Here is a 24,723-nt window from a genome sequence, read left to right as displayed (position 1 = left end):
GTTTTCTTTTGCGCTCCTTCCCGTGGTCGCGTCATCCGCGGCGATTACACGGTCCCGCGGTTCTTGCCCTGCCATGGCCGGTACCACGCACGGATCGCGGCCATGTCGGCCTCGGCATCGCCGGTGGGGTAGTACACGTCGCCAATGCCGATGGTCTTCTCGGGGTAGTGGAAGTAGGCCATCAGGATCGGCACCTGCGCCTGCTGGGCGATCTTCAGGAAGCCGCCCTTCCATTTCTCCACCCGCTTGCGGGTGCCTTCGGGCGTCAGCGCGAACCACAGCCGGTCCGACTCGCGGATCATGCGGACCGCCTGCTCCACCGTTCCCTGCGGCGAACTGCGATCCACCGGCACCACCCCGAGCTTGCGCAGCAGCGGCGACAGCGGCCACCAGAACAGCTGCGCCTTGCCGAGCACGCGCACCTTGAAGCCCATCGCGATCTTCGCGGCCATGCCCCAGATGCCGTCCCAGTTGGACGAATGCGGCGCCACGATCAGGACCAGCTTGGGAATGTCGGGAATCGTGCCCACCACCCTCCAGCCGAAGGTGCGCAGGAAGGTGCGCCCCATCCAGCGGGTGAAGCGGTTGGGCGGCACCTGCGGCATGTTCGGCGGAATGACGGGGATGACGTCGTGGGCGTCGCTCAATCGATTACTCCCAGTGGCTCTTCTGCGAACGGCCGCGCTTGACTTCGCTGCGTTCGCGCTTGGCGTCCAGGCGCCGGGCCTTGGCCGCGCGCGATGGCTTGGTGGCGATGCGGGGCCGGGGCACGTGCATCGCCGCGGCGATGAACGCGGCCAGGCGCTCGCGGGCGTCCTGCCGGTTGCGGTCCTGGGTGCGGAAGCGCTGGGCGTCGATGACCAGTACGCCGTCGTCGGTCAGGCGCCGGTCGCGGCGGGCCAGCAGGCGCTCGCGCAGGGGGTCCGGCAACGACGGCGATCGCGCGATGTCGAACCGCAGCTCGACCGCGGTGGCCACCTTGTTGACGTTCTGTCCGCCCGCGCCGCTGGCGCGCACGAACCGCTCGACCAGTTCGTCGTCAGGAATCGCCAACGTGGGCGTGATGTCGAGTCGTCCGCTCCCCATGCGCGGATTGTAGTGGAGGTCACCCGTCGCCCGCATGACGGCGGGCCCGTCGCGGCCCCCGCGATTTAACGCCTCGTTTACTTCCGCCTCGGCACCATGCAGACCCTCTGCTTACCGTATGGATGTCCGATGAAGAAGATCCCGCTGTTTCCGCGCCTGGTGATGATGGCGGCGCTGGCGCTGTGCGCCGGCATGGCGGTGGCGGCGGAACCTTCGGATGCGGACATCGAGAAACTGCTGCAGGCCTCGCGCGCGGAAAGCATGCTCAACGCCATCATCCCGCAGATGGAGACCATGCAGCGCCAGCAGTTCGACCAGCTGATGGCGGGCAAGGAAATGAGCCCCGAGCAGCGCGCCGAGGCCGACCGGATCATGGCCAAGACCAACGAGATCATGCGCAAGGCGCTGTCCTGGCAGGAAATGCGGCCGCTGTACCTGGAGGTCTACAAGAAGACCTTCACCCGCGAGGACGTACGCGCGATCACCAAGTTCTACGAGAGCCCGGCCGGTCGCAGCCTGCTCGACAAGACCCCCGCGCTGATGCAGAACCTGATGGGCGCCATCCAGCAGAAGATGGTGCCGATGATGGAAGAGCTGCAGGCCGAGATTAAGAACGTCACTCCGGATCCGGTCCCCGCGCCGCCGGTCACCCCGTCGGAACCGCGCCGCAAGAAGAAGCGCTGATCCGCGCTCCGGCGGGCCTTTCCCGCGCCTCGATACGGACGCGGCCCGACCTTCGGGATCGCGCCCCTCGGCGCTAGGCGAGCAGCGGATCCGCCGGCAGCTGCGCGCGCATCGGCAGACGCCAGTCCACCGGCGCCTGGCCGCGCTCCTGCAGATAGCGGTTGGCCGCGGAGAAGTGCCCGCAGCCCAGGAATCCCCGGTGCGCCGACAGCGGCGAGGGATGCGGCGCGCGCAGCACCCGGTGCCGGCGCGCGTCGATGACCTTGCCCTTGGCCTGCGCGTAACTGCCCCACAGCAGGAATACCAGTCCCTCGCGTTCGCGCGCCAGGGTCTCGATGACGTGATCGGTGAACCCTTCCCAGCCCTTGCCCTGGTGGGCGCCGGCGCGGGATTCCTCGACGGTCAGCACCGCATTGAGCAGCAACACGCCCTGCCGCGCCCATGGCAGCAGGCAGCCGTGATCCGGCGGCACGATGCCCAGATCGCTCTGGATTTCCTTGTAGATGTTGACCAGCGACGGCGGCACCGGCACGCCCGGCCGCACCGAGAAACACAGTCCGTGCGCCTGGCCCGGACCGTGGTAGGGATCCTGGCCCAGAATCACCACCTTGGCGGCATCGAACGGCGTGGCCTCGAACGCGGCGAAGATCTGCGGCCCCGGCGGATAGACGCGGGCACCGGCCGCCTTGCGCTGGCGCAGGAATTCGGACAGCGCCTGCATCTCCGGCCGCAACAGCCAGTCACCGACATGACGCTTCCAGGACGGTTCCAGTTTGATGCGCTCGGCTTCGGTCATGGGGCGGAGGGATTCGGAATCGGGGATTCGGGACTTGAATGGTACCCAAGCCGCGACGCGCCGTTATCCAATCCTCAATCCCGAACCCCCAACCTCGACCGTCAACGCCCTTCCATCCGCGCCAGGCGCAGCTGGAACAGCACCTTGGTCACCAGCAGGCGCTCTTCGATCGGCTTGAGCACCAGATCGTTGGCGCCGGCCTGCAGCAGCACGGCCTGGTTGTCGCGGTTGCTGTCGCCGGTCATCACCAGGATCGGCAGGCGGCGCTTGCCGTAGGCGAAATCGATGCGGATCCGCTGCACCACGTCGCGGCCGCTGAGTTCGCCCTTCAGGGTCACGTCGGTCAACACCAGGTCGAAGCGGTGCGTGGACAGGCCCAGCGATTCGGCGGTGAGCAGGGCGAAGGCGTCCTCGGCGCGCAGCACGTGCACCACGTTGAGCGATTGCCGTTCCAGCATGCGCTTGGTGGTTTCGGCGACCACGCGGCTGTCTTCCACGTACAGCACGGTCGCGCCGGGAATCGGCTCGGGCTGCACGTAGCCGCGGATGAAGGCGGCCAGCGCCTCGTGCCCCAGCGACTTGTCGAAATAATCGGTGACGTATTCGTTGAAGCGGCGTTCTTCCAGGTGCTGCTGGGCGTCGCCGGACACCACGATCACCGGCACGTACGCCTGTCCGGACGCTTCGCGCACGCTGCGCGCGATCTCCATGCCGTCGCCGTCGCGCAGCGCCAGCGCGGTGGTGACCAGATGGATCTCACCGTCGGCCAGCGCCTTGCGGGCTTCGGCGATGCTGGCGCAGCCGACCACGTTCACGCCGGGCAGATCGCGTTCGAGCACGTCGGCGATGAGCTTGCGCACCAGCTTGGAACCGTCGACCACCATCACCCGGGGGGCGTCGCTGATGAGGTGCCGGAGCGCGTCGGACATGCGGGCGGGTCAGGTGGCGGTCGGGCGAGTCTGCCGCAAGAAGTGGCCGGTCACCAGCCACGCCCCCAGCCAGCCGATTACCGCCGCGCCGGCGAGCACCGCGCCGGCCCGCAGCGGGTCCAGGCCGGCCAGGGCGAAGCGGCTGCCGTAACTCTGCGCCAGCGTCGCCAGCGGTGGCTGCAACGCGGCCGCCGCGGCCGTCAGCAGGCCCAGCGCCAACGCCCCGGCCACCAGGCCGTACCAGGCGCCCAGATAGATGAAGGGCCGGCGGATGAAGCCGTCGGTGGCGCCCAGCAGCTGCAGCACGCCGAGTTCCTCGCGCCGCGACTGGATGTCCAGGCGCACGGTGTTGCCCACCACCAGCAGCGCGCCAACGCCGAACAGCGCGGCCAGCACCCAGACCAGCCGCTCGCCGAAACCCAGCCAGCCGCGCAGGCGATCCCGCCATTGCGCATCGTGCTGGACCCGGTCGGCTTCGGGCAGCCGCTCCAGCGTCGCCACCAGTCCGGTTTCGTCGCCACGCGGCGTCACCAGCAGAAGCGCGGGCAACGGATTGCCCTCCAGCGCGTCCAGGCTGGCGCCCAGGCCACTGCGCTCGCGGAATTCGGCCAGCCCCTGCTCGGGCGTGCGCAGTTCGACCTTGGCCACGTCGGCGCGGCCGCCCAGCTGGACCGCCAGCACCCGCGCGCGCGGCACCGGCACGTCGAGCTTGAGGAAGACATCGATTTCGCGCGAATCGCTGACGTCGCCGGCGAACTGTTCGACGTTCGCCAGCGCCAGCCACAAACCCAGCGGCAGCACGAACGCCACCGCCATCACCCCGATGGTCAGCACGGTGGCCCAGGGCCGGCGCACCAGCCGGCCCAGGCTGGAAACGAAGCTGTAGAGATGCTGGTCCAGCCAGATGCCGAAACCCGAACGCGGGCGCGAGAAATGGTTGCTGTCGTTCATTCGGCCAGATCCGCGGGCGAGATGTCGTCGACCAGTTGGCCGTGATCCAGCACCAGCACGCGCTTGCGCATGCGCTTGAGCAGCGACAGGTCGTGGCTCACCACCAGCACGCTGGTGCCGCGTTCGGGCATCGAGGCGAACAGCTCCATGATTTCCGCGGCCAGGGTCGGATCGAGATTGCCGGTGGGCTCGTCGGCCACCAGCAGCTTGGGTTCGGCGACGATCGCGCGAGCGATGCCGACCCGCTGCTGTTCACCGGCCGAGAGTTGCGTGGGCAGGGCCTTCTCGCGATGGCCCAGTCCCAGCCGCGCCAGCACTTCGCGCACCCGCTTGTGGATGTCGTTGCGCCGCTCGCCGCGCAGGATCAGCGGCAGCGAGACGTTCTCCATGATGGTGCGGTCGGTCAGCAGGCGGTGATCCTGGTGCACCGCGCCGACCTCGCGGCGATGCAGCGGGATGCGGCCGCCACGGACCTTGAGCAGGTTGCGGCCGGCGAACACCACGGCCCCGCGGGTGGGACGTTCGCTCAGGTGGATCAGCTTGAGCAGCGTGCTCTTGCCGGCGCCGGAGTGGCCGGTGACGAACAGCATCTCGCCCTCGCCCACCTCGAAACTGACCTCCGACAACGCCGTGTGGCCGCCGGGGTACTGTTTGCTGACGTTTTCGAATCGAAGCACGCTCATGCCGCGATTATGCCGGAGCGTCGAACGCGGAAGCGATCCCCGCGCGTCGCCGGCACCGGCGCATGACCGGTGCCGGGCACGGCGTCGGCATCAGCCGCCGACCAGCGACTTCAGCTTGCGGCCCAGACGACTGAAGAACGAGGGCTTCTCGTGCTTCTCGCCCGTCGCCACCGCCGGCGCGGTGGTCGCGGGCTTGGCCACGGCCGTGGCCTCGGCGCCTTCCAGCGGGCGACCGTGGCGACGACGGCGGCGCTTGCGCGGCGCGCGCTCGCCTTCGGCCTGCGGCACCGGCGCGGCGGCCGGGGTAGCAGCGGCGGCGGGAACTCCCGCGGCCGCATGATCGGGGCGGGGCGGACGCGGCGTGCGCGGTTTGCCGTCGCCACGCGGGGCGCCCTCGCGGCGCTCGCCGCGACCACGCTCGCCACCACCACCACCACCACCGCCGCCGCTGCGACGACGGTTGCCCTGGCCGGAAGAACGTCCGCCGCCACCGCGGCGCTGTTCCTCGGCGCTGCGCTGTTCGCGCGCCTCGCGGAAGATCTGGCCGATGCTCTCGTCTTCCTCGCCCTCGACGCCTTCCACCGGCGCGCGCTCCGGGCGCGGAAGCGCGGTCAGCACCTCGGCGGTGACCGCCTCGACCGGAATCTTCTGCTCGATGTAGGCCTCGATGTCGGGCAACGACATCGCGTAGCGCTCGCAGGCGAAACTGATCGCGTCGCCCTCGGCGCCCAGGCGGGCGGTGCGGCCGATGCGGTGGACGTAGTCCTCGGCATCGAACGGCAGATCGAAGTTGTAGACGTGCGAGACGCCATCGATGTGCAGGCCGCGCGCGGCCACGTCGGTGGCGACCAGGATTTCCAGCTGGCCCTTCTGGAAGCGGTTGAGCAGGGTCTCGCGCTTCTTCTGCGGCACGTCGCCGGACAGCACGCCGACCCGGTAGCCGGATCGCTCCAGCGCGCGGGCGACGCGCTCGACGAACGCCTTGGTGTTGACGAACACCATCGTGCGCGCGCCTTCGCTGCGCGACAGCAGGCCCAGCAGCAGCGGGATCTTCTCCTCGTCGGCCGGGAAATACATGCGCTGGCGAACCCGCGCGGCGGTGACCGTTTCGGCCTCCACCACCAGCTTCTCCGGCTCGTTCATGTGTTCATAGGCCAGCTCCAGCACGCGGTGGCTGAGGGTGGCGCTGAACAGCAGGGTCTGGCGTTCGGTGCGGATCGGCATGCGCCGCAGCAGGAACCGGATGTCCTTGATGAAGCCCAGGTCGAACATGCGATCGGCCTCGTCCAGCACGCAGACCTCGCAGGCGTGCAGGGACACGACCTTGTGCTGCTTGACGTAGTCGATCAGGCGGCCGGGGGTGGCGATGATCACGTCCACGCCCTGCTGCAGCAGTTCACGCTGCTTGTCGTAATCCACGCCGCCGTAGACCAGGGCGAAGCGCAGGCCGAGGTCGGCGCCGAACTTCACCGCGTCCTTGTGGATCTGGATCGCCAGCTCGCGGGTCGGCGCCAGGATCAGCGCGCGCGGGTCTTCCGGCTTGCGCTCGGCCAGGGCCGGGCGCGACAGCAGGCGGTTCATCACCGCGACCAGGAAGGCCAGGGTCTTGCCGGTGCCGGTCTGGGCCTGGCCGGCGACGTCGCGTCCGGCCAGCGCGACCGGCAGGGTCAGCGCCTGAATGGGGGTACAGCGTGAGAAACCAGCGTTCTCCAGCCCGGCCAACAGGGCCGGATGCAGGTCGAACGAGGCAAAAGTGATGTCGGTTAAAGGTTTGTCGCTCATGCTTTCTTCTTTGCGCCGCAGTGTTCCGTTGGCGCGCCTGATAAGGGACTGCTCGTGCTTGCATCGCCGTCGGCGGCGTCGCAAACTGCGCCCCCAAAGCCGGATCGCGCGGCCGCCAGGACGGCTTGATCTGGCCGCGGAACGCCCCAGTTTACCCCAATAGAGGTGGCCGTCCCCGGCCCCATCCGTCCGCGGCCCGCCGCGGCTCCGCAGGAGAACCCAGTGAGCGAAAAAGTAACCCATGTCGGCGACGCCGATTTCGAGGCCGCCGTGCTGCAGTCCGACGAGCCCGTTCTGGTTGATTTCTGGGCCGAATGGTGCGGCCCGTGCAAGATGATCGCCCCGGTCCTGGACGAACTGGCCCAGACCTACGACGGCCGCCTGAAGGTGGTCAAGCTCAATGTGGACGAAAACCGCGCCACCGCCATCAAGTACCACGTCCGCAACATCCCGCTGCTGCTGCTGTTCAAGGACGGCCAGGTCCAGGCCACCCAGGTCGGCGCGGTCGGCAAGGGTCAGCTGACCCAGATGATCGACAAGACGCTCGGCGCCCAGACCGCCTGAGCCGGTCCGGCCGGATGCCCGGCTGAACCCGTGCGAACCCGTTGCGGCCCGGCGCTTGCCGTCGCCGCGACGCGGTGCTAGTGTCCGCACATCCGGCGCCTTGTCTGCGCCGCACCCTTCTGAGTCAACACACTCCCCGACCTGCCGCCGCGCGTTCCAGCCGGCGCTCGCCACCTTAGCGAGGAATCGCACTTTGTCCGACAGTAGCAACGAAACCGGCGCCCCCGCCGAGAAGCGCGTGCGTAAGCCGCGCGTCGCCAAATCCGCCCCTGAAGCCGCCACCGCGGCGCCCCCGGCCGATATCCCGGCCCCCGTCGCCCCGCCCGCTCCGGCTCCGGCCGTCGAAGCGCCGCGCGCGCCTGCCGCCACCGCCCACGAAGGCGGCGCCGAGTCCGGCGGCAACCCGTCGCAGCACGGTCAGGGCCAAGGCCAGGGCGAGGGTGAATCGCGCGAGCAGCGCGACGGCAACAACCGCTTCAACAACAACAACCGCCGCGACCGCTTCCGCAACCGCCGCGACCGCGAGCGCAACCGCGGCGGCTACAACGACGGCCTGCCCGGCGACGGCAACGGCGGCAACGAGAATTACGTGCCGCGCCAGCCGCCCAGCGTTCCGGAGGGTTTCCCGCAGTATTCGCTGGGCGATCTCAAGCGCATGCCGGCGCCCAAGCTGCTGGAAATCGCCGAGCAGCTGAACATCCAGGAAGGCGTGGCGCGCGCCCGCAAGCAGGACGTGATCTTCGCCCTGCTGAAGGTGCTGACCCGCCATGGCGAGGGCGTGGCCGCCGACGGCGTGCTGGAAATCCTGCCGGATGGCTTCGGCTTCCTGCGCGCGGCCGAGGCCAGCTACCTGGCCGGCCCGGATGACGTCTACATCAGCCCCAGCCAGATCCGCCGCTTCAACCTGCGTACCGGCGACCACCTGTCCGGCCGCATCCGCTTCCCGAAGGACGGCGAGCGCTACTTCGCGCTGTCGACCATCGACACCATCAACGGCGAGCCGCTGGAAGCGTCGAAGAACAAGGTCCTGTTCGAGAACCTGACCCCGCTGTTCCCGCGCCGACGCTTCACCCTGGAGCGCGGCAACGGATCGTCGGAGGACATCGCCGGCCGCATCCTCGATCTGATGGCGCCGCAGGGCAAGGGCCAGCGCGCGCTGATCGTGTCGCCGCCCAAGGCGGGCAAGACGATCATGATGCAGCAGATCGCCACCGCCATCACCACCAACCACCCGGACGTGCACCTGATCGTGCTGCTGGTGGACGAGCGTCCGGAAGAAGTCACCGAAATGCAGCGCACCGTGCGCGGCGAAGTGGTGTCCTCGACCTTCGACGAACCCGCCGCCCGCCACGTGCAGGTCGCCGAGATGGTGATCGAGCGCGCCAAGCGCCTGGTCGAGCACAAGAAGGACGTGGTGATCATGCTGGACTCGATCACCCGCCTGGCGCGCGCCTACAACAACGTCGTGCCCAGCTCCGGCAAGGTGTTGACCGGCGGCGTGGACGCCAACGCCCTGCACCGTCCCAAGCGCTTCTTCGGCGCGGCGCGCAACGTCGAGGAAGGCGGTTCGCTGACCATCATCGCCACCGCGCTGGTCGAGACCGGCAGCAAGATGGACGAGGTGATCTATGAAGAGTTCAAGGGCACCGGCAACAGCGAAGTGCACCTGAACCGCCGCATCACCGAGAAGCGCGTCTACCCGGCCATCGACATCAACCGCTCCGGCACCCGCCGCGAGGATCTGCTGATCGAGCCGGAACTGCTGCAGAAGATCTGGATCCTGCGCAAGCTGCTCCACCCGATGGACGAGATCGCCGCGATGGAGTTCCTGCTGGACAAGATGAAGAACACCAAGTCCAACGACGAGTTCTTCGCTTCGATGAAGCGCTGAACCCGCGGCAAGACGGAAACGCCGGCCCATGCCGGCGTTTTCATTTCCGGCTTCCCCGACCGATAAGCCCATGGATCAACTCAACGCGATGCGCGCCTTCCGGCGGGTCGTCGAACTGGGCGGCTTCGCTCGCGCCGCCGACGATCTGGGCGTATCCGCCGCCGGCCTGAGCAAACAGCTCAGGCAGCTGGAGGAACACCTGGGCACCGTGCTGCTGCAGCGGACCACCCGCCGCATGAGCCTGACCGACGCGGGGCAGGCCTACTTCGCCGAATGCCGCCGCCTGCTGGACGACATGGAGCGGGTCGAGCGCCAGCTGCGCGCGCAGGCCGGGCAGGCGGAGGGACGCCTGCGGGTCAACGCGCCGACCTCGTTCGGCCTGGCCGTGCTTTCACCGCTGCTGGGCCGGTTCCTGGCCCGCCATCCGCGGTTGAAACTGGATCTGGTGCTGGATGATCGCCTGCTGGACGTGATCGGCGCCGGCTTCGATGTCTCCCTGCGCGTGCGCAGCCTCCTGGAGGATTCCTCGCTGGTCGCCCGCCGGCTCGGCACGGTCCAGCAGTTCCTGTGCGCCTCGCCGGACTATCTCGCGCAGCGAGGCACGCCCGGCGCCCCCGTCGATCTGCAACAGCACGATGTACTGGCCTACGCGCTGGCCGACACGCCGGACAGCTGGTCCCTGCAGGGCCCGGAAGGCACCACGCGGGTCGCGCTGCCGCCCGCGCGCACCGTGGTCAACAACAGCCTGATGCTGCGCGATCTGCTGTGCGCCGGACTCGGCATCGGCGCGCTGCCCTCGTTCCTGGCGTCGCCGGCCATCGCCGACGGCCGCCTGCGGCGCGTCCTGCCCGAATGCCACTACCCGTCGCGGCAGGTGTACGCGATCTATCCCACCACCCGGCACCTCCCGCCCAAGGTGCAGGTGTTCGTCGACTTTCTCGCCGAAGCGTTGCCGGCACTGCTGGAAACCGATTCGTAACCGGCGGTGAAAACTGTCGGCACGCGCGCGGGATTTTTCCGCGCGTGCGCCGCCGCCAAGCTGTGAATCCTCCGATGGCCTGCTCCAGGCCACTCCCCACAGGATTCCAGCCTCATGAAACCGATGTTCCCCCGCGCCTCCCGTCGCCTGCTCCTGGCCGCGTTGCTGGCCACGTCCCTATCCGCCGCGGTCAGCGGCCACGCCGGCGAAGTCGGCACCAGCCCCTGGGGCCCGGACGATGAAATCGGCCGCCTCAACCTGATCACGCCCGAATCCCGCGCCGCGATCCTGTCGCGGGTCGATGGTCGTCGCGCCTACGACCTGGCCACCGACTACTACATCGGCATGCCCAGCTGGCAGGGCGCGGGCGATCCGCACTACCAGTTCTGGATGACCCACACGCCGCGCGGTACCGGGATCGACGACCCGATGGGCGTGGGCGATGCGTTGAACGCCAGCACCAGCTACACCGGCACCGCGTTCTCGATGTACAGCCATACCGGCACCCACATCGACGCGCTCAACCACTTCGGCCTGCATGGGCGGATCTGGAACGGCTTCCGCGCCGACGAGCACCTGGGCGATCGCGGCTGGCGCAAGGCCGGCATCGAGAAGTTCCCGAACCTGATCGCGCGCGGCGTGTTGATCGACGTGGCCGCCGCCCAGGGCGTGGACATGCTGCCCGATCAGTACCGCATCACCCGCGCCGATCTGCAGGCGGCCCTTGCCCGGCAGAAGGTGAAGCTGCAACGCGGCGACGTGGTGCTGATCCGCACCGGCCGGATGCGCCTGTTCAACCAGCCCGACGCCTACATGGCCAATCCGCCCGGCATGAGCCTGGATGCGGCGCGATTCCTGGTCGAAGACGGTGGCGCGATGGTGGTCGGCGCCGACAACCTGAGCTTCGAGACCTTTCCCTCGCAGGAGCCCGACGCCTACGTTCCCCTGCACACCTACCTGCTCGCCGAACAGGGCGTGCCGATCATCGAGCTGATCGCGCTGGACGAACTGTCACGCGACAAGGTCTACGAGTTCGCCTTCATCGGCGGTCCGTTGAAGATCCGGGGCGGCGACGCCGCACCGCTGCGCCCGGTGGCACTGCCGTTGCGATGATCCGCAGGCACGAACGCCCCGCGATGCGGGGCGTCCGGTCTCCCGTCGCCGATCGGGATGCGGTCAACCGGACAGCGGCGTCAGCAGGCGCCGGCCCTTGCCGATTTCATAGACGCCACCGGCGACCATCGCGTCCGGCGCGCCACCGTCGTCCCGCTCCGACTGCATCCAGGGCGCGCTCTCGCGCGGACCGGGAATGTAGACCTGCCATTCGCCATAGCCGGGCGTCTTGTCGCCATGGAACCGGTAATCCACCGGCACCCGCACCAGCCAGTACGGCGCATCCACCGAGGCGCCTTCCGACGGTGGCTGGAAGGTCCATTTCCTGGCCGCGATCAATGCGGCCTTGGACAGCAGCTTGCGCATCAGCTGCATCTGGCGCTCGTCGCCGACGATCTCTAGGTTCACCTGTTCGGCGAGCACGTCGCCGACCGAACCGTCCCGTTCCACCTTCACCACCAGGTACACCATGCCGCGCGCGCCCATCCGCGCCGCGTCTTCCGGGAACATCGGCGGCCTGAGCTTGACGCCTCGGACCGAATCCGCGCGTTGCTGGCGTTCCTCCGGCGTGATCGCGTCGTCACCGAAGTAGCCCCCGGTCAACGCCAGCTGGTAGTCGCCGTTGGGCAGTTTGTTCGCCACCACCCGCAGGCTCATCCTCGCCTTGCCACGGCGCGCGGTCCCGTCCACCAGGACCGGCTCGAACTTCCACTCCGCGGCCGCTTTCTCGACCAGGCCCACGACCGCTTCGGGCAGCTTCTCGCGCTGGTCGAGATCCAGTTTCCCGACCGCGCCGTCAGGCTCGATGATGATCGATCCGGTCACCAGCATGCTGGCCTCGATCTGCTTGCGGACGTCCTTGACGCCGGCCAGCGCGCTGACGGCGCCGCCGAACAGCAACGCAAACACCAGACCCGTACCGATTCCGCGCAGTTTCCTGATCATGTCCACCTCGCATAGCTGTTCGAGCCCCATCCGGCCCGCTCGATGTCCGCCTTCGTGACCGACAAGAGGATGCTCAAAGCAGAGAGCCCACCACCGGCGTCTTCAACTTCACCGCGAGGTCCAGTGCCAGTACTTCGCCTTGCTTCAGTCCGGAGGCGTCGAACGCCTGTTGTTCCGGAGTCAGCCAGGGAATGGGATTGGTCGGCCCCGCCGATTCGTAGCGCCATCCGGTGTCGGGCGGGGTGGTGTCCCCCACCCAGAAATTCACGGGAACCACCAGGGTCGCATCGCCGGTTTCATGCAGTGCTGCATCCGCCGATTCGAAGACCCATCGACGCGCGGCTTCCAGGGATGCCTTTTCCAGCACCTTTCCCCAGTAGCGTCGCGCCGCCTCGTTGACCTTGCTGTTGGGCCAGGAGGTCTGTACGGCGGATGCGTCCACGACGCGCCCCTCCGCGTTCACCCGCACCGCCACCAGGACATTGCCGCTGACGCCGCCCCTGGCTGCCTCCACCGGATAGCGCGGCGGCGTCATCTTGATCGAGGCCCGATAGCCGGAGAACTGCACGTGCTCCACCTGCAACTGGTAGCCCGCGGGCACCTGGTGCGCGATCAGGGTCAGGCGCATCCGCGCCTTGGCGCGGGTGGCGACGCCGCCACGCAGCACGGGCTCGAACTTCCATTGTCGGACCGACCGTTCGACCAGCGCGGCGACTGCCGGCGTCAGTTCGGTATCGAGCCGGTAATCGAACACCGCTCCGTCCGGATCGATGCCGATCTCGCCGCTCACCGGCATCCTCAGCTCCGCGGTCTGCGCGTGGGCCGCGACGGCCACCAGCAACCACAGCGCGATTCCCCAAATCCCCTTCATCGCCCGCTCCCTGGATGAATCCCGGTGCCGAGCCTAGCGCGGGCGCCGACGGCCTTCAATCGGGATCACCGCCCCGGATTCCGGGACCCGCCTGCATAATGGGCCGGAGGTGAATGCATGCACGGTAGTGGCCTAGAGCTGACATTGGTGTTCCTGCTGGCCGCGGTCATCGCCGTGCCGGTGTTCAAGCGGCTCGGCATCGGCGCGGTGCTGGCCTATCTGGTCGCCGGCGTGGTGCTGGGGCCGGATGGCATGGCCCTGATCCGGGACGCGGACCGGATTCTGGACGCGGCGGAAATCGGCGTGGTGATGATGCTGTTCGTCATCGGCCTGGAACTGTCGCCGTCGCGCCTGCGGGTGATGCGCAAGCCGGTGTTCGGCGCCGGTGGCCTGCAGGTGCTGCTGACCGCGCTGGCGCTGGGCGGCATCGCCCTTCTCGCCGATCACCACTGGAAGACTTCGCTGGTCATCGGCCTGGGCCTGGCGCTGTCCTCGACCGCGGTCAGCCTGCAGCTGCTGTCCGAGCGCAAGGAACTGACCAGCGAGCACGGTCGCCTGGGATTCGCGATCCTGCTGTTCCAGGACCTGGTCGCGATTCCGCTGTTGGCGGCGATTCCGTTGCTGGGCGGCGCCAAGAACGAGACCCTGACCTGGACCATGGTGTTCCAGGCGATCGGCGCGATGGCGATCGTCATCTTCGGTGGCCGCCTGATCCTGCGGCACATGTTCCGGGTGGTCGCGCGGACGCGGATGCCGGAAGTGTTCACCGCCAGCGCCCTGCTGGTGGTGCTGGGCACGGCCTGGTTCATGCAGCTGGCCGGATTGAGCGCGGGCCTGGGCGCGTTCCTGGCCGGCGTACTGCTGTCGGATTCGGAGTTCCGGCACGAACTGGAATCTCAGATCGAACCGTTCAAGGGCCTGCTGCTCGGCTTGTTCTTCATCGCCGTAGGCATGGACATCGACCTGGACCGGGTGATGAACGAGCCGCAGATCATCACCGCCGGCGTGCTGGTGCTGCTGCTGGTGAAGTTCGGCATCCTGTTCCTGCTCGGCCTGTGGCCGGGCCGGCTGGACGTGCGCGGCGCGCTGATGCTGGGCGGCGCGCTGTGGCTGGGCGGCGAATTCGCCTTCGTGGTGTTCAACGAAGCCGCGCGGGTGAAGCTGCTGGACGCCGACGTGCGCGATCGCCTGGTCGCGATCGTGGGCGTGTCGATGGCGTTGACCCCGCTGCTGATGATGGGCATCTCGCGCTGGGTGTCGGGCATCGCCCGGCCCATGCAGGATCGGCGCGCCTTCGACGACATCCCCGATCAGACACCGCAGGTGCTGATCGCCGGCATGGGCCGGTTCGGCCAGATCGTGGCACGCGTGCTGACCTCGCAGCGGATTCCGTTCGTCGCGCTGGAACACAGTCCGGAAACGGTGGACACGCTGCGCCGATTCGGTGGCGCGCGCATCTACTACGGCGATCCCACCCGTCCGGATCTGCTGCGCTCGGCCGGCGCGCAGCACGTCAAGGTGTTCGTGATCGCGATGGACGATCCGGACACCAACATCAAGGCGGTGCGCCTGATTCGCCGGATGTATCCCAATGCCAAGGTGCTGGCGCGCGCGCGCAACCGCCAGCATGCGTGGCGGCTGATGGATCTGAGCACCGAGCCCTTCCGCGAGACCCTGGGGACCAGCCTGGAAATGGCCGAGCAGACCCTGGTGGCGCTGGGACGCTCACCCGAAGCGGCCGCCCAGCAGGCGCGCCGCTTCCGCGAACACGACGAGAAACTGCTGCGCGCGCAGTACCTGGTTTACGACGATGACGCGGCGGTGATCCAGACCGCGCGCGATGCGGTCAGGGATCTGGAAAAGCTGTTCGAAGCCGATGCCAGCGGCGGCGATGAATCCGAATCGTCGCCGCCGGCCGCGGACCCCGCGCCCCGCGCGACCTGAGGCGCGGGGAACGGATCGGGGAATGGATCGGGGAGCCGGGATCGGTTTCCGGGTCGGATTCCGTCAGCCGCGCGGTTCGCGCAGGAAACGCGCCATCGAGGCGCCCGGCGCCACCGGCACGAATTCGCCGGCCACGTCGACGAAGCCGCGCATCACCGCGATCTCGCGCGGCGTGCGATTGAGCGCGTCGCGCAGATCCGGATCCGCGCCCGCCCGCAGCAGGCGCTGGACCACCCGCAGCAGACCGTGCAGCGCCGCCAGGTGCAGTGGCCCGAAACCGCGCGGGTCCTGGATCTCCAGCGAAACCTCCTCGTCCAGCAGGCGTTCCACGCCGGCCAGCACCACTTCCTCGTCGCAGGCCGTGCCCGGTTCGGCGCGCGCGCCCAGCAGCAGCAGCAGGGGCGTCACCGCGCCGGCCGCCACCTGATCCGGTTCGGCGCCGGACAGCAGCAAGGTGTCGAACAGGGCGACCAGTCGCGGCTTGTCGCGCGAAGTGAAGCCGTACAGCGCCGCGCAGTGCAGCGGAGTCAGGCCCTGGGCGTCGCCGGCATGCACGTTGGCGCCGGCGGTCAGCAGGCGGGCGACGATATCCGGCAATCCCAGCGCGGCGGCCAGCATCAGCACGGTGACGCCGCCCGGCAGGCGATGCTCCAGTGCCGCGCCGGCCTGCAGCAGCAGCGCCACGATCTCGGCCTGGCGCATGCTCACCGCCGCCGACAACGGGGTGGCGCCGGTGTTGGCGGGCCGTTGCGGATCCGCGCCGCGCGCCAGCAGCAGCTCCACCGCGGCGCGATGGCCGCCACCGGCCGCGCGCAGCAGCGCGGTGCAGCCCTGCGCGTCGGGCGAATCGACAGCGAAGCCCAGATCCAGCAGGCGACGCACCGCATCCGCGTCGCCGACCATCGCCGCGGCGGGCAGATCCGCCGCGCGCAGCGCGCGTCGCGGCAAGGCCCAACCGCGCCAGTCCAGCCAGTCGGCCAGATCGCGGCGACCACTGGCCAGTGCGACGCCCAGCGGAGTCTGGCCGTCGGCGGCGCGGGAATCCGGGCAGGCGCCCTTGGACACCAGTTGGCGCAACGCGAGTTCGCGGCCCAGCGCCGCCGCCAGATGCAACGCGGTCATGCCGTGGCTGTCGCGCGCTTCGCGATCCACGCCGATGTCGAGCAATCGATCCAGCAGGCGCGACCAACCCAGCCGGACCGCCAGGGCCAGCGGCGGATCACCCAGCGGCGAGTCGGCGAAGGGATCGGCGCCGCGTTCGAGCAGATCACAGGCGAATTGTTCCAGTCCGCGCCCGACCTGCTCGCCGCGCGCGCAGGCGTCGAGGAACCGGGCCAGGCCGCCGGCGCCCGCCGGGGACACCGCGCGGCGCAGCATCACCTGGATCGACGCCATCGCCTCGCCGCCGCGAGAGAGCAGCGCGAACAACGGCGTGTCGCCGGCCGGATCCAGCGTGTCGGCATCCGCGCCACGGGCCAGCAGCCAGTCCAGTCGCTGCGGCGACAGGGCGATTTCCGGATCGTGCAGCAGCGCGCCCAGTTCCTGGCGCGAGGCCAGCCGGACCAGCGAGGCCAGTTCGTCCCGGGGACGGTCCGCGTGCAGGCCATCGCGCAACAGCGCGATGGGCGCGCGATCCGGCGGCGGCTGATCATCGTCGCCGCCGCTCACCGCCGAAGGCAGCGGATAGGTGGCATCCAGCGCGGACACGATCGCCCAGCGGCCGGCCTCGGCGGCCAGATCCACCGCCCGGCGTCCCTGCGCATCGGGCAGATCCGCCACCACGCCCAGATCCAGCAGGCGCCGGATGAGGGCCGGCGACGCATTCTCCGAAGCGCAGGCCACGCGCACCGCGTTGCGTTGTTCGCCGTCAATCACCGCGACGTCCACGCCCGCCTCGGCCAACCGTTCGAGCACCGCGATGCGGCCACCGCGCGCGGCTTCCAGCCAGGGCGTGCGACCCTGGGCATCGTGCGCGTGCACGTCGGCGCCCGCGGCCAGCAGCGTGTTGACGATGTCGATGTGTCCGGCCAGCGCCGCTTCGTGCAGCGCGCTGCGGCGCTGGCCATCGCGGGTGTCCACCTTGGCGCGGTGCTTGAGCAGCAACTGCACGCCGGCCGGATCGTCTTCCTCGGTGGCCGCCGCCGCCAGCAGCGCCGGTTGCGCGCCCGCCGGTTCCGGTCGCGCGCCGCGTTCGAGCAGGAATTTGGCCAGCCGCCAGTTGCCGGCCACGCAGGCCACGCCCAACGGGGTCAGGCCGTCCTGGTTGACCGCGTCGATCTCGGCGGCGGCATCGCGCAACAGCGCGACCACGCCGGGATCGGAACTGCGCGCGGCATGGTGCAGCGGTGTGTTGCCATCGCTGTCGGTGACCCGCGGATCGGCGCCGTTGGCCAGCAGCGTGGTCACCGCGTCGGGGCGGCCGTGCCAGCTGTCGCGGGTGGCCGCCAGCAACGGCGTCATGCCGGCATGGGCGTGATTGAGATCCACGCCCTGGCCGATCAGCGCGCGCAGCAGGCGCAGATCCGGCAGCACCGCGGCCAGCACCGCGAGGCTGCGCTGATCGCGGGAGGACGCCGGCGGCAGCGCGTGCGCGTCGGCGCCGGCGTCCAGCAGTTCCAGCGCGCGATCGACCCGGCCGCTGCGCGCGGCGTCGAACAGCGCCCGCTCCAGATCCGCCTCATACGCCGTCGACGACGACGCGGGTTCGGCGGTCGATGCGGCCGCCAGGCCGATGCCCATGTCGACCACCGGCAATCCGCGCGCGGCGGCGATGGACTGGATGCCCCAGTGCAGGACCGGCAGGACCAGCACGTACAGCGGCGCGGCGATCGAGCGGGCCGGGGCGGACAACAGATCCGGCCACGCCAGCACCAGGCCGCCGGCCACCGCCAGCGCGACCAGCGCGGCCACGCCCAGGCCGCGCCAGGCGTGGAAATCGCGCTCGGCCAACGCGCGCCAATGCCAGCCCAGGCTGCCCGGTTCGCGTTCGATGCCCTGCCAGAGCGGCCAGGTCCGCCACAGGCCGATCAGCAGCACGCCCACCACCGCGCTCAGGCCCAGCGCCGCGGCCAAGCTGCCGCTGTCCCGCAGGGCCGAAAGCGGCCAGGCAATCAGCACCGCGACCGTGGCGAACGCCGCGCCCCACGCGATGAGCAGGGCCGGCAGCGATTCGCGCCAGTCGCGCGCGACCGGCAGCGGACGGCTGCCCCGCTGCCAGGAACAGGCCAGGGCCAGGGCCGGTTGCGCCAGCCAGGCGCCCAGCGCCGCCAGCGGGCCGCCGACCCAGCCCAGCGCGGCCAGCGCCACGCCCAGCAGACCGGCGATCGCGGCCAGACGGCGCAGTCGGGATGCGGACTCAGGCACGGATTCAGGCATCTGCGCGTTCGTCGCTGTCCGGCTGCGGGGGGAACTGGATATGGAATCCGCGCGCGGCCAGGTTGCCGCGCACGACTTCGGCGTCTTCCCGGGCCAGCTTGCGTTCGGGGGTGAGGGCCACCTCCAGCACGAAACTCAGATCGCCCAGTTGGGTGCGCAGCGGTTCGGGCAGGCGGGTGAAGTCGTCGCGCGCGGCCAGGTACACGTAGGTGTCCGCCTTGCGCAGGCTTTTGTAAACGAAGGCTTGCATCCGCGCGTACGCGTCCTGCGGGGAAAAGTGAGGAATGGCGGAGATTGTGGAGGAAACCGGTATGCGGGGAAACCCTGCACGTTCAGGCGTTCGCATGACCATCGGCTGGCGATGCGGACGTCGCCGGCTGATACCCTTGCGCCTTTCACACCGGCCTAACGGAAATCCCATGCGCCACGTTCTGCCCGCCCTGCTGCTGCCACTGTCGCTGTCCCTGCTGGCCGCCCCTCTCGCCGCGCAGGACGTCGCGCCGCTGACCATCGAGCAGGTGATGGCGGATCCGGACTGGATCGGTCCCCCGGTCGAACGCGCCTGGTGGTCCTGGGATGGCCGGCACGTGCAGTACGAACTCAAGCGGCCGGGCAGCCTGATCCGCGATACGTACACGCAGGCGGTCGGCGGCGGCGCCGCCGCCGAGCGGGTCGGCGACGCCGAACGCGGCGGCCTGGACGCGCCCAATCCGCAGATCGACGCGCGCGGCCAGCGCATGGTGTTCGTCCGCAACGGCGACGTGTTCCTGCGCGATCTGCGCAGCGGCGCGCTGACCCAGCTCACCCGCAGCAACGACACCGAGGCGCAGCCGCGCTTCGCCCGCGATGGCGGCGTCATCTGGCGCAACGGCAACGACTGGTACCGCTGGTCGCCGCAGGCCGGCGTGGCCCAGGCCGCGGTCCTGCGCGCGGAAAAGGATCCGGCCGCGACGCCCAAGGCCGACGCCCTGCGCGAACAGCAGCTGCGCACGCTGGAGACCCTGTCGCGGGACCGCGCGCAGCGCGAGGCGGCGCGCCAGCAGGATGCCGCCTGGCGCAAGGCCGACGGCAGCCGCGCGCCGGCGCCGATCTACCTGGGCGCCGATGTCGCCATCGCCGACAGCGCGATGTCGCCGGACGGCCGCTGGGTGGTGGTGGTGACCCAGGCCAAGGGCGCCGACGAGGGCCAGGAAGGCAAGATGCCGATGTACGTCACCGAATCCGGCTACGAGGAATTCCAGAGCGTGCGTACCCGCGTGGGCCGCAACGATCCGGTGCCGCAGTCGCTGTGGCTGGTCGACGTCGCGGCGGGCACCGTCCGCCCGCTGGCCTACGACGTCCTGCCCGGCATCGCCGAGGATCCGATGGCCGCGCTGCGCAAGGCCGCCGGCAAGGAGCCGCAGAAAGACAATCGTCCGGTGCGGGTGGAAAGCGAATCGGCCTCCGCGATTGTCTGGAGCGAGGACGGCCGGCAGGTCGCCGTGCAGTTGCATGCGATCGACAACAAGGACCGCTGGATCGCCAGCGTGGATCTGGCCGACGCGCGCCTGCAGCCACGCCACCGGCTGACCGATCCGGCCTGGATCAACTGGAACAACAACGAGTTCGGCTGGCTGCCCGACGGCAGCCTGTGGCTGCTTTCCGAGCAGTCCGGCTATTCGCACCTGTACACCGTGCAGGGCGGCGGCAAGCCGCGCCAGCGCACCAGCGGCCGCTGGGAAGTCAGTTCGCCGGTACCCACCGCCGATGGCGGCGCGTTCTTCTTCCTGTGCAATCGCGCCAACCCGGCCGACTACGAGATCTGCCGTCTGGATCTGGGCAGCGACGCGGTCACCGAGGTCACCGCCCTGGACGGGGTGGAGCGCTTCGCGCTGTCGCCCGATGATCGCCGCCTGCTGGTGGCCCATTCCAGCGCCTACGTGCCCACCCAGCTGTCGGTGCTCGACGCGGCCGGCGGCACGCCCGTGGCCTTGACGGATACGCGTACTCCCGCGTTCAAGGCGCGCGAGTGGATCCAGCCGGAAATCGTGCAGGTGCCCTCCAGGCACGGCGCCGGCCAGGTGTGGGGCAAGTACTACGGCCCGAAGGTGATGGAACCCGGCAAGCGCTATCCGATCGTGATGTTCGTGCATGGCGCCGGTTACCTGCAGAACGTTCATCACCGCTACCCGACCTACTTCCGCGAGCAGATGTTCCACAACCTGCTGGTGCAGCGCGGCTACATCGTGCTGGATCTCGACTATCGCGCCAGCGAGGGCTATGGCCGCGACTGGCGCACCGCCATCTACCGCAACATGGGCCATCCGGAACTGGAAGACTATCTGGACGGCCTGGACTGGCTGGTCGAAACCCGCCAGGGCGATCGCGACCGCGCCGGCATCTACGGTGGTTCCTATGGCGGCTTCATGACCTTCATGGCGCTGTTCCGCAAGCCGGGCGTGTTCAAGGCCGGCGCCGCGCTGCGGCCGGTGGTCGACTGGACCCAGTACAACCACGACTACACCGCCAGCATCCTCAACACGCCGGAACTGGATCCGCAGGCCTATCGCACATCCTCGCCGATCGAATATGCCGCCGGCCTGCAGGATCATCTGCTGATCGCGCACGGCATGATCGATGACAACGTGTTCTTCCGCGATTCGGTGGTGCTGACCCAGAAGCTGATCGAACTGCACAAGGACAACTGGGAAATCGCCCCGTATCCGCTGGAGCGCCACGGCTTCACCCGCGCCGATTCGTGGCTGGACGAGTACAAGCGCGTGCTCAAGCTGTTCGAGAACAACCTGAAGTAACCCGCCCCGACACGGATTTCCTCGAGACCATGCAACCGGCTCCCCGCTCGCAGTTCGTCACCCTCCTGGCCTGGCTGTCGCTGGTCCTGGCGCTGCTGGGCGTAGTGAGCGGCGTCCTGCAGGGCGTGATGCTGCTGGGCGCCCATCCGGATCAGGGCCTGCTGGAGGCGCTCACCACGGGTGCTTCCGGCGTGGCCCTGCCACCGGCGCTGCTGTGGCTGTTCGATCACCTGGGCCTGTTGCTGCTGCTGTCCGTGCTGTCGTCGGTGTTGTGGGCGGTGGCGTCGTGGGGCCTGCTGCAACGGCGCGAATGGGGCCGCTTCGGTTTCATCGTCCTGCTGCTGGCCGGCGCGCTGCTCACCTTCGCCGGCGCGTTCGCCTTCGACCGGTTCCTCGGTGACCTGACGAGCCGGTCCGGCGTGGATCCCGCCGACATCGATCCCCTGCTTGCGAACATGCAGGCCGCGATGCGGATGGCGATGTACGCCGCGGCCGTCGCCATCGGCATCCTGCATGGCGCCATCGTGTGGAAGCTGTGCACGCCCGCCGTGCGCGCGGAGTTCCGCTGACGGCGGAAACGACGCCGCCGATATACTGGTGCGTCCCCCACAACGAGTCTTTCGCATGTCATTCGCACGGACGCTGGCCATCCGCGCCGCCTGCGCTTTTCTGGTCGCCCTTCCCCTCGCCGCCGCTGCGGCCCCCGCGTGCGGCGTGTACCGCACCGCCGACGGCCATCGCGAACTGCGCATCGACAGCGCGTCCACCGCGACCGAATACACGGACTATCAGGCACCGCGCCCGTTGGCCCACCAGGTCCAGGCGGACGGCAAGGTCACGGCCTACGATCTGGAAAGCGCCTACTCCGAGAGCTGGACGCCGGAATCCGGCGGCCGCGTCCTGCGCACCGAGATGGGCGAGGTCTACACGCTCGCGCAACCCGTGAAATGCGCCGCGCCGCGCCCCGCAGCCGCCGGAAGCTGCCGCGCGGATCTGGCCGCCTGCTTCGATGCCAGGCTCGATGCCGACGAAGCGACGCTGGCGCGCTGGTGCGAGCAGGAAAGCCTGCCGTTCGCCTGCGTCGCCCTGATCGAGGGTTTCCAGGAAGCGGCCACGCGGCGGAACCGCGCCGATGTCGTGCCGGAAGAGCCGCCGCCGGAATGCACCGAAGGCAATCCCGCCTATTCCGAGTCCGCCTGCGAGGCGCAGGTCAAGCAGGTGCTTACCCGGATGTTCGCCGACGTCTTCAAGGGCATGTACACCGACGAGGTGCCGCTTTCGCCAGCGCACCTGGATCGCGCGCAGGCGCTCTGCGAACGCGCCGGTTCGGCCAAGGTCTGCGGCGAGGCGGCCGAGAAGCTGTGGAACGGCGGTCGTTACCTCGACGCGCGTGCCGCGCTCGCCGTTGCCTGCGAGCGCGGCGAGGACAAGGACGCCTGCGCCAAGGCGGCACCGCTGGGGGCATTGAATGCCAACGATCTGCGCGCGCCCGCGCCCACCGCGCTGCCCTGCGGCAACTACGCGGCGGAGAGCGGACTGATGTCCGAACTCGGCTTCGCCGACGCCGGCCGGGTCGAGGCCGGTTTCGGCAGCGTCATGCGCGCGCGGCTGGAAGATGGACTAATCCGGATCCGCCACGACAAGGGCGGCGATTTCGTGTTCAAGGTCATCGGCGGCGACCGCCTGCTCGGCCTCGACAGCTGGAACCGCTATGCGCTCTACACCCGCGGCGAAGGTGGCGCGGATCGTTGCGCGCCGCCGCGCACGTACGTCGAGCGGCCCCTGGTCGAGGACTGTCCAGGCATCGGGCGCGAGGGCGGCGCGGAGGCCTGCTGCAAGGCCGGCAAGCTGCAGGGCTGCAATGCGCTGGGACACGCGCGGGCGCTGGCCGGCGACTGGGCCGGGGCGCAACCCCAGTATCAGCGGATTTGCGCGGCGGGCGTGCGCGTGGGCTGCGAGAACCTGATCCGGGCCTATGCGGAAACCGGCGATGACGCGGTCATCGAATCGATGCGGGCCGTATGCGCCAAGGACGAACGCCACGTCGCTTGCGACGTGCTGGAAACCTCGAACTGGGAACAGATGGGCGTCGGCCGCGCGCTCCAGGACGCATTGCGCGAACTGGAAAAGGAAGCCGGCCAGGATGCTCCGGAGCAAGGCGAAGCGACGCCCTGAGGACCGCCGGATGCCGCCGCCCGTTCGCTGAAAAACAGCGGCGGCGGCGGCGCGCCGCTAGAATGGCGGGCATGAACGACATCATGCCCGTCCGCGACTACCTCACCGATCTGCAGGATCGCATCTGCGCCGCCATCGAGTCGGCCGATGGCCAGGCCCGCTTCCAGGAAGACAACTGGACCCGCGCCGAAGGCGGCGGTGGCCGCACCCGGATCCTGCGGGGCGGACGGGTGTTCGAACAGGCCGGCATCGGCTTCTCGGATGTTTCCGGCAGCAAGCTGCCGCCGTCGGCGTCGGCGCATCGTCCCGAACTGGCCGGCGCTTCCTGGCGCGCGGTCGGCGTGTCGCTGGTGTTCCACCCGCGTAATCCCTACCTGCCGACCACCCACGCCAACGTGCGCCATTTCCGCGCCGAGCGCGACGGACAGGCGGTGGCCTGGTGGTTCGGCGGCGGTTTCGACCTGACCCCGTTCTATCCCTTCGACGAGGACGTGCTGCACTGGCACCGCACCGCGCGCGATCTGTGCGAGCCGTTCGGCGGCGCCGAGCGCTATGCCGCGCACAAGCACTGGTGCGACGAGTACTTCTACCTGAAGCACCGCGCGGAGACGCGCGGCGTCGGTGGCCTGTTCTTCGACGATCTCGGGCAGGACTTCGATCGCGATTTCGCCTATCTGCGCGCGGTGGGCGACGGCTTCCTCGATGCCTATCTGCCGATCGTCGAACGCCGCAAGCACATGGCCTGCGGCGAACGCGAACGTGAATTCCAGTTGTACCGCCGCGGCCGCTACGTCGAATTCAACCTGGTGTACGACCGCGGCACCCTGTTTGGCCTGCAGTCCGGCGGCCGCACCGAATCCATCCTGATGTCGCTGCCGCCGCGCGTGCGCTACGAATACGGCTACGAGCCCGAGACGGGAAGCGCCGAAGCGCGGCTTGCGGAGTACCTAAAGCCGCGCGAATGGATCTAATCTAGGGCGGGAGAAGCCGCGCAGCGGCGCATCCCGCCGATTACATGCGGGCGGGATGCGCTTCGCTCCTCCCGCCCTGCACATTCCAGTCGGCGCAATGAGTTGCGACGCCGAGTACCTACGCCTTGAGCGAATTGATCTTGTCGCGCCACGATCGGCGCTGCTTCTTGGCAGCGGTGTGCTCGCCGCCCT

General features: G+C 69.3%; 21 protein-coding genes. 10 read left to right on the top strand and 11 right to left on the bottom strand.

Annotated elements, in window-relative coordinates; genetic code table 11:
- Nucleotides 1-44 precede the first annotated feature (44 nt).
- Both ACTHN1_RS01985 and arfB read right to left on the bottom strand, forming a co-directional pair.
- Nucleotides 45-605, bottom strand: a complete 561-nt coding sequence (locus tag ACTHN1_RS01985; protein ID WP_440469319.1) for a lysophospholipid acyltransferase family protein — start codon at nt 603-605, stop codon at nt 45-47.
- 46 nt (nt 606-651) lie between these two features.
- The gene (arfB, locus tag ACTHN1_RS01980; RefSeq protein ID WP_440469295.1) at nt 652-1,086 is read right to left on the bottom strand and encodes an alternative ribosome rescue aminoacyl-tRNA hydrolase ArfB; all 435 of its coding nucleotides are present in this window, start codon (nt 1,084-1,086) and stop codon (nt 652-654) included.
- A gap of 129 nt (nt 1,087-1,215) precedes the next feature.
- On the opposite strand from arfB, the gene ACTHN1_RS01975 reads away from it, so the two are divergent.
- Entirely contained in the window at nt 1,216-1,770 is a 555-nt protein-coding gene (locus ACTHN1_RS01975) for a DUF2059 domain-containing protein (protein WP_440469294.1), read from the top strand.
- A 73-nt stretch (nt 1,771-1,843) separates the two neighbouring features.
- Here ACTHN1_RS01975 and ung read toward each other — a convergent pair whose 3' ends face one another.
- The 5 genes from ung to rhlB all read right to left on the bottom strand — a co-directional run bounded on the left by ung (nt 1,844) and on the right by rhlB (nt 6,911).
- Nucleotides 1,844-2,566, bottom strand: coding sequence for a uracil-DNA glycosylase (gene ung, locus ACTHN1_RS01970; RefSeq protein WP_440469293.1), 723 nt, complete (start codon nt 2,564-2,566; stop codon nt 1,844-1,846).
- 101 nt (nt 2,567-2,667) lie between these two features.
- Complete coding sequence (locus ACTHN1_RS01965) at nt 2,668-3,495, bottom strand: response regulator (RefSeq protein ID WP_440469292.1); 828 nt, start codon at nt 3,493-3,495, stop codon at nt 2,668-2,670.
- 9 nt (nt 3,496-3,504) lie between these two features.
- The gene (ftsX, locus tag ACTHN1_RS01960; RefSeq protein WP_440469291.1) at nt 3,505-4,446 is read right to left on the bottom strand and encodes a permease-like cell division protein FtsX; all 942 of its coding nucleotides are present in this window, start codon (nt 4,444-4,446) and stop codon (nt 3,505-3,507) included.
- Complete coding sequence (gene ftsE, locus ACTHN1_RS01955; RefSeq protein WP_440469290.1) at nt 4,443-5,129, bottom strand: cell division ATP-binding protein FtsE; 687 nt, start codon at nt 5,127-5,129, stop codon at nt 4,443-4,445. Before ftsE ends, ftsX begins: the two co-directional genes overlap by 4 nt.
- 90 nt (nt 5,130-5,219) lie before the next feature.
- Nucleotides 5,220-6,911, bottom strand: coding sequence for an ATP-dependent RNA helicase RhlB (gene rhlB / locus ACTHN1_RS01950; protein WP_440469289.1), 1,692 nt, complete (start codon nt 6,909-6,911; stop codon nt 5,220-5,222).
- 222 nt (nt 6,912-7,133) lie between these two features.
- On the opposite strand from rhlB, the gene trxA reads away from it, so the two are divergent.
- From trxA to ACTHN1_RS01930, 4 genes are all read left to right on the top strand, one after another.
- A complete protein-coding gene (trxA, locus tag ACTHN1_RS01945) occupies nt 7,134-7,475 on the top strand; it encodes a thioredoxin TrxA (RefSeq protein WP_295375247.1) in 342 nt (113 codons plus the stop codon).
- A gap of 193 nt (nt 7,476-7,668) precedes the next feature.
- Nucleotides 7,669-9,366: a transcription termination factor Rho gene (gene rho / locus ACTHN1_RS01940; protein ID WP_440469288.1), complete on the top strand. Its 1,698-nt coding sequence runs from the start codon at nt 7,669-7,671 to the stop codon at nt 9,364-9,366.
- A gap of 70 nt (nt 9,367-9,436) precedes the next feature.
- Nucleotides 9,437-10,345 (top strand): LysR family transcriptional regulator, encoded by a 909-nt coding sequence (locus tag ACTHN1_RS01935; protein WP_440469287.1) that lies wholly within the window; start codon nt 9,437-9,439, stop codon nt 10,343-10,345.
- 123 nt (nt 10,346-10,468) lie between these two features.
- Nucleotides 10,469-11,458, top strand: coding sequence for a cyclase family protein (locus ACTHN1_RS01930; RefSeq protein ID WP_440469318.1), 990 nt, complete (start codon nt 10,469-10,471; stop codon nt 11,456-11,458).
- Between the two features lie 63 nt (nt 11,459-11,521).
- Here ACTHN1_RS01930 and ACTHN1_RS01925 read toward each other — a convergent pair whose 3' ends face one another.
- Both ACTHN1_RS01925 and ACTHN1_RS01920 read right to left on the bottom strand, forming a co-directional pair.
- On the bottom strand, nt 11,522-12,403 hold the full coding sequence (locus tag ACTHN1_RS01925) for an energy transducer TonB (RefSeq protein WP_440469286.1): 882 nt from the start codon (nt 12,401-12,403) through the stop codon (nt 11,522-11,524).
- Nucleotides 12,404-12,476: 73 nt separating this feature from the next.
- Nucleotides 12,477-13,274: a TonB family protein gene (locus ACTHN1_RS01920; RefSeq protein WP_440469285.1), complete on the bottom strand. Its 798-nt coding sequence runs from the start codon at nt 13,272-13,274 to the stop codon at nt 12,477-12,479.
- A 117-nt stretch (nt 13,275-13,391) separates the two neighbouring features.
- On the opposite strand from ACTHN1_RS01920, the gene ACTHN1_RS01915 reads away from it, so the two are divergent.
- On the top strand, nt 13,392-15,218 hold the full coding sequence (locus tag ACTHN1_RS01915) for a monovalent cation:proton antiporter-2 (CPA2) family protein (RefSeq protein ID WP_440469284.1): 1,827 nt from the start codon (nt 13,392-13,394) through the stop codon (nt 15,216-15,218).
- Between the two features lie 63 nt (nt 15,219-15,281).
- On the opposite strand, the gene ACTHN1_RS01910 is transcribed toward ACTHN1_RS01915, so the two are convergent.
- Nucleotides 15,282-18,593: an ankyrin repeat domain-containing protein gene (locus ACTHN1_RS01910; RefSeq protein WP_440469283.1), complete on the bottom strand. Its 3,312-nt coding sequence runs from the start codon at nt 18,591-18,593 to the stop codon at nt 15,282-15,284.
- Entirely contained in the window at nt 18,586-18,843 is a 258-nt protein-coding gene (locus tag ACTHN1_RS01905; RefSeq protein WP_440469282.1) for a YcgL domain-containing protein, read from the bottom strand. Before ACTHN1_RS01905 ends, ACTHN1_RS01910 begins: the two co-directional genes overlap by 8 nt.
- A 169-nt stretch (nt 18,844-19,012) precedes the next feature.
- Here ACTHN1_RS01905 and ACTHN1_RS01900 point away from each other — a divergent pair, with 169 nt between their 5' ends.
- From ACTHN1_RS01900 to hemF, 4 genes are all read left to right on the top strand, one after another.
- A complete protein-coding gene (locus ACTHN1_RS01900; protein ID WP_440469281.1) occupies nt 19,013-21,385 on the top strand; it encodes a prolyl oligopeptidase family serine peptidase in 2,373 nt (790 codons plus the stop codon).
- A gap of 29 nt (nt 21,386-21,414) precedes the next feature.
- The gene (locus tag ACTHN1_RS01895; protein WP_440469280.1) at nt 21,415-21,954 is read left to right on the top strand and encodes a hypothetical protein; all 540 of its coding nucleotides are present in this window, start codon (nt 21,415-21,417) and stop codon (nt 21,952-21,954) included.
- A gap of 55 nt (nt 21,955-22,009) precedes the next feature.
- On the top strand, nt 22,010-23,560 hold the full coding sequence (locus ACTHN1_RS01890) for a hypothetical protein (protein ID WP_440469279.1): 1,551 nt from the start codon (nt 22,010-22,012) through the stop codon (nt 23,558-23,560).
- A 71-nt stretch (nt 23,561-23,631) separates the two neighbouring features.
- Nucleotides 23,632-24,531 carry an oxygen-dependent coproporphyrinogen oxidase gene (gene hemF, locus ACTHN1_RS01885; protein ID WP_440469278.1) on the top strand — a complete coding sequence of 300 codons (900 nt, stop codon included), beginning with the start codon at nt 23,632-23,634 and terminating at the stop codon, nt 24,529-24,531.
- Nucleotides 24,532-24,723 lie beyond the last annotated feature (192 nt).

Source organism: Pseudoxanthomonas sp. (assembly GCF_051953815.1).
Lineage (GTDB): Bacteria > Pseudomonadota > Gammaproteobacteria > Xanthomonadales > Xanthomonadaceae > Pseudoxanthomonas_A.
This window is presented reverse-complemented; position numbering and strand designations above follow the sequence as displayed.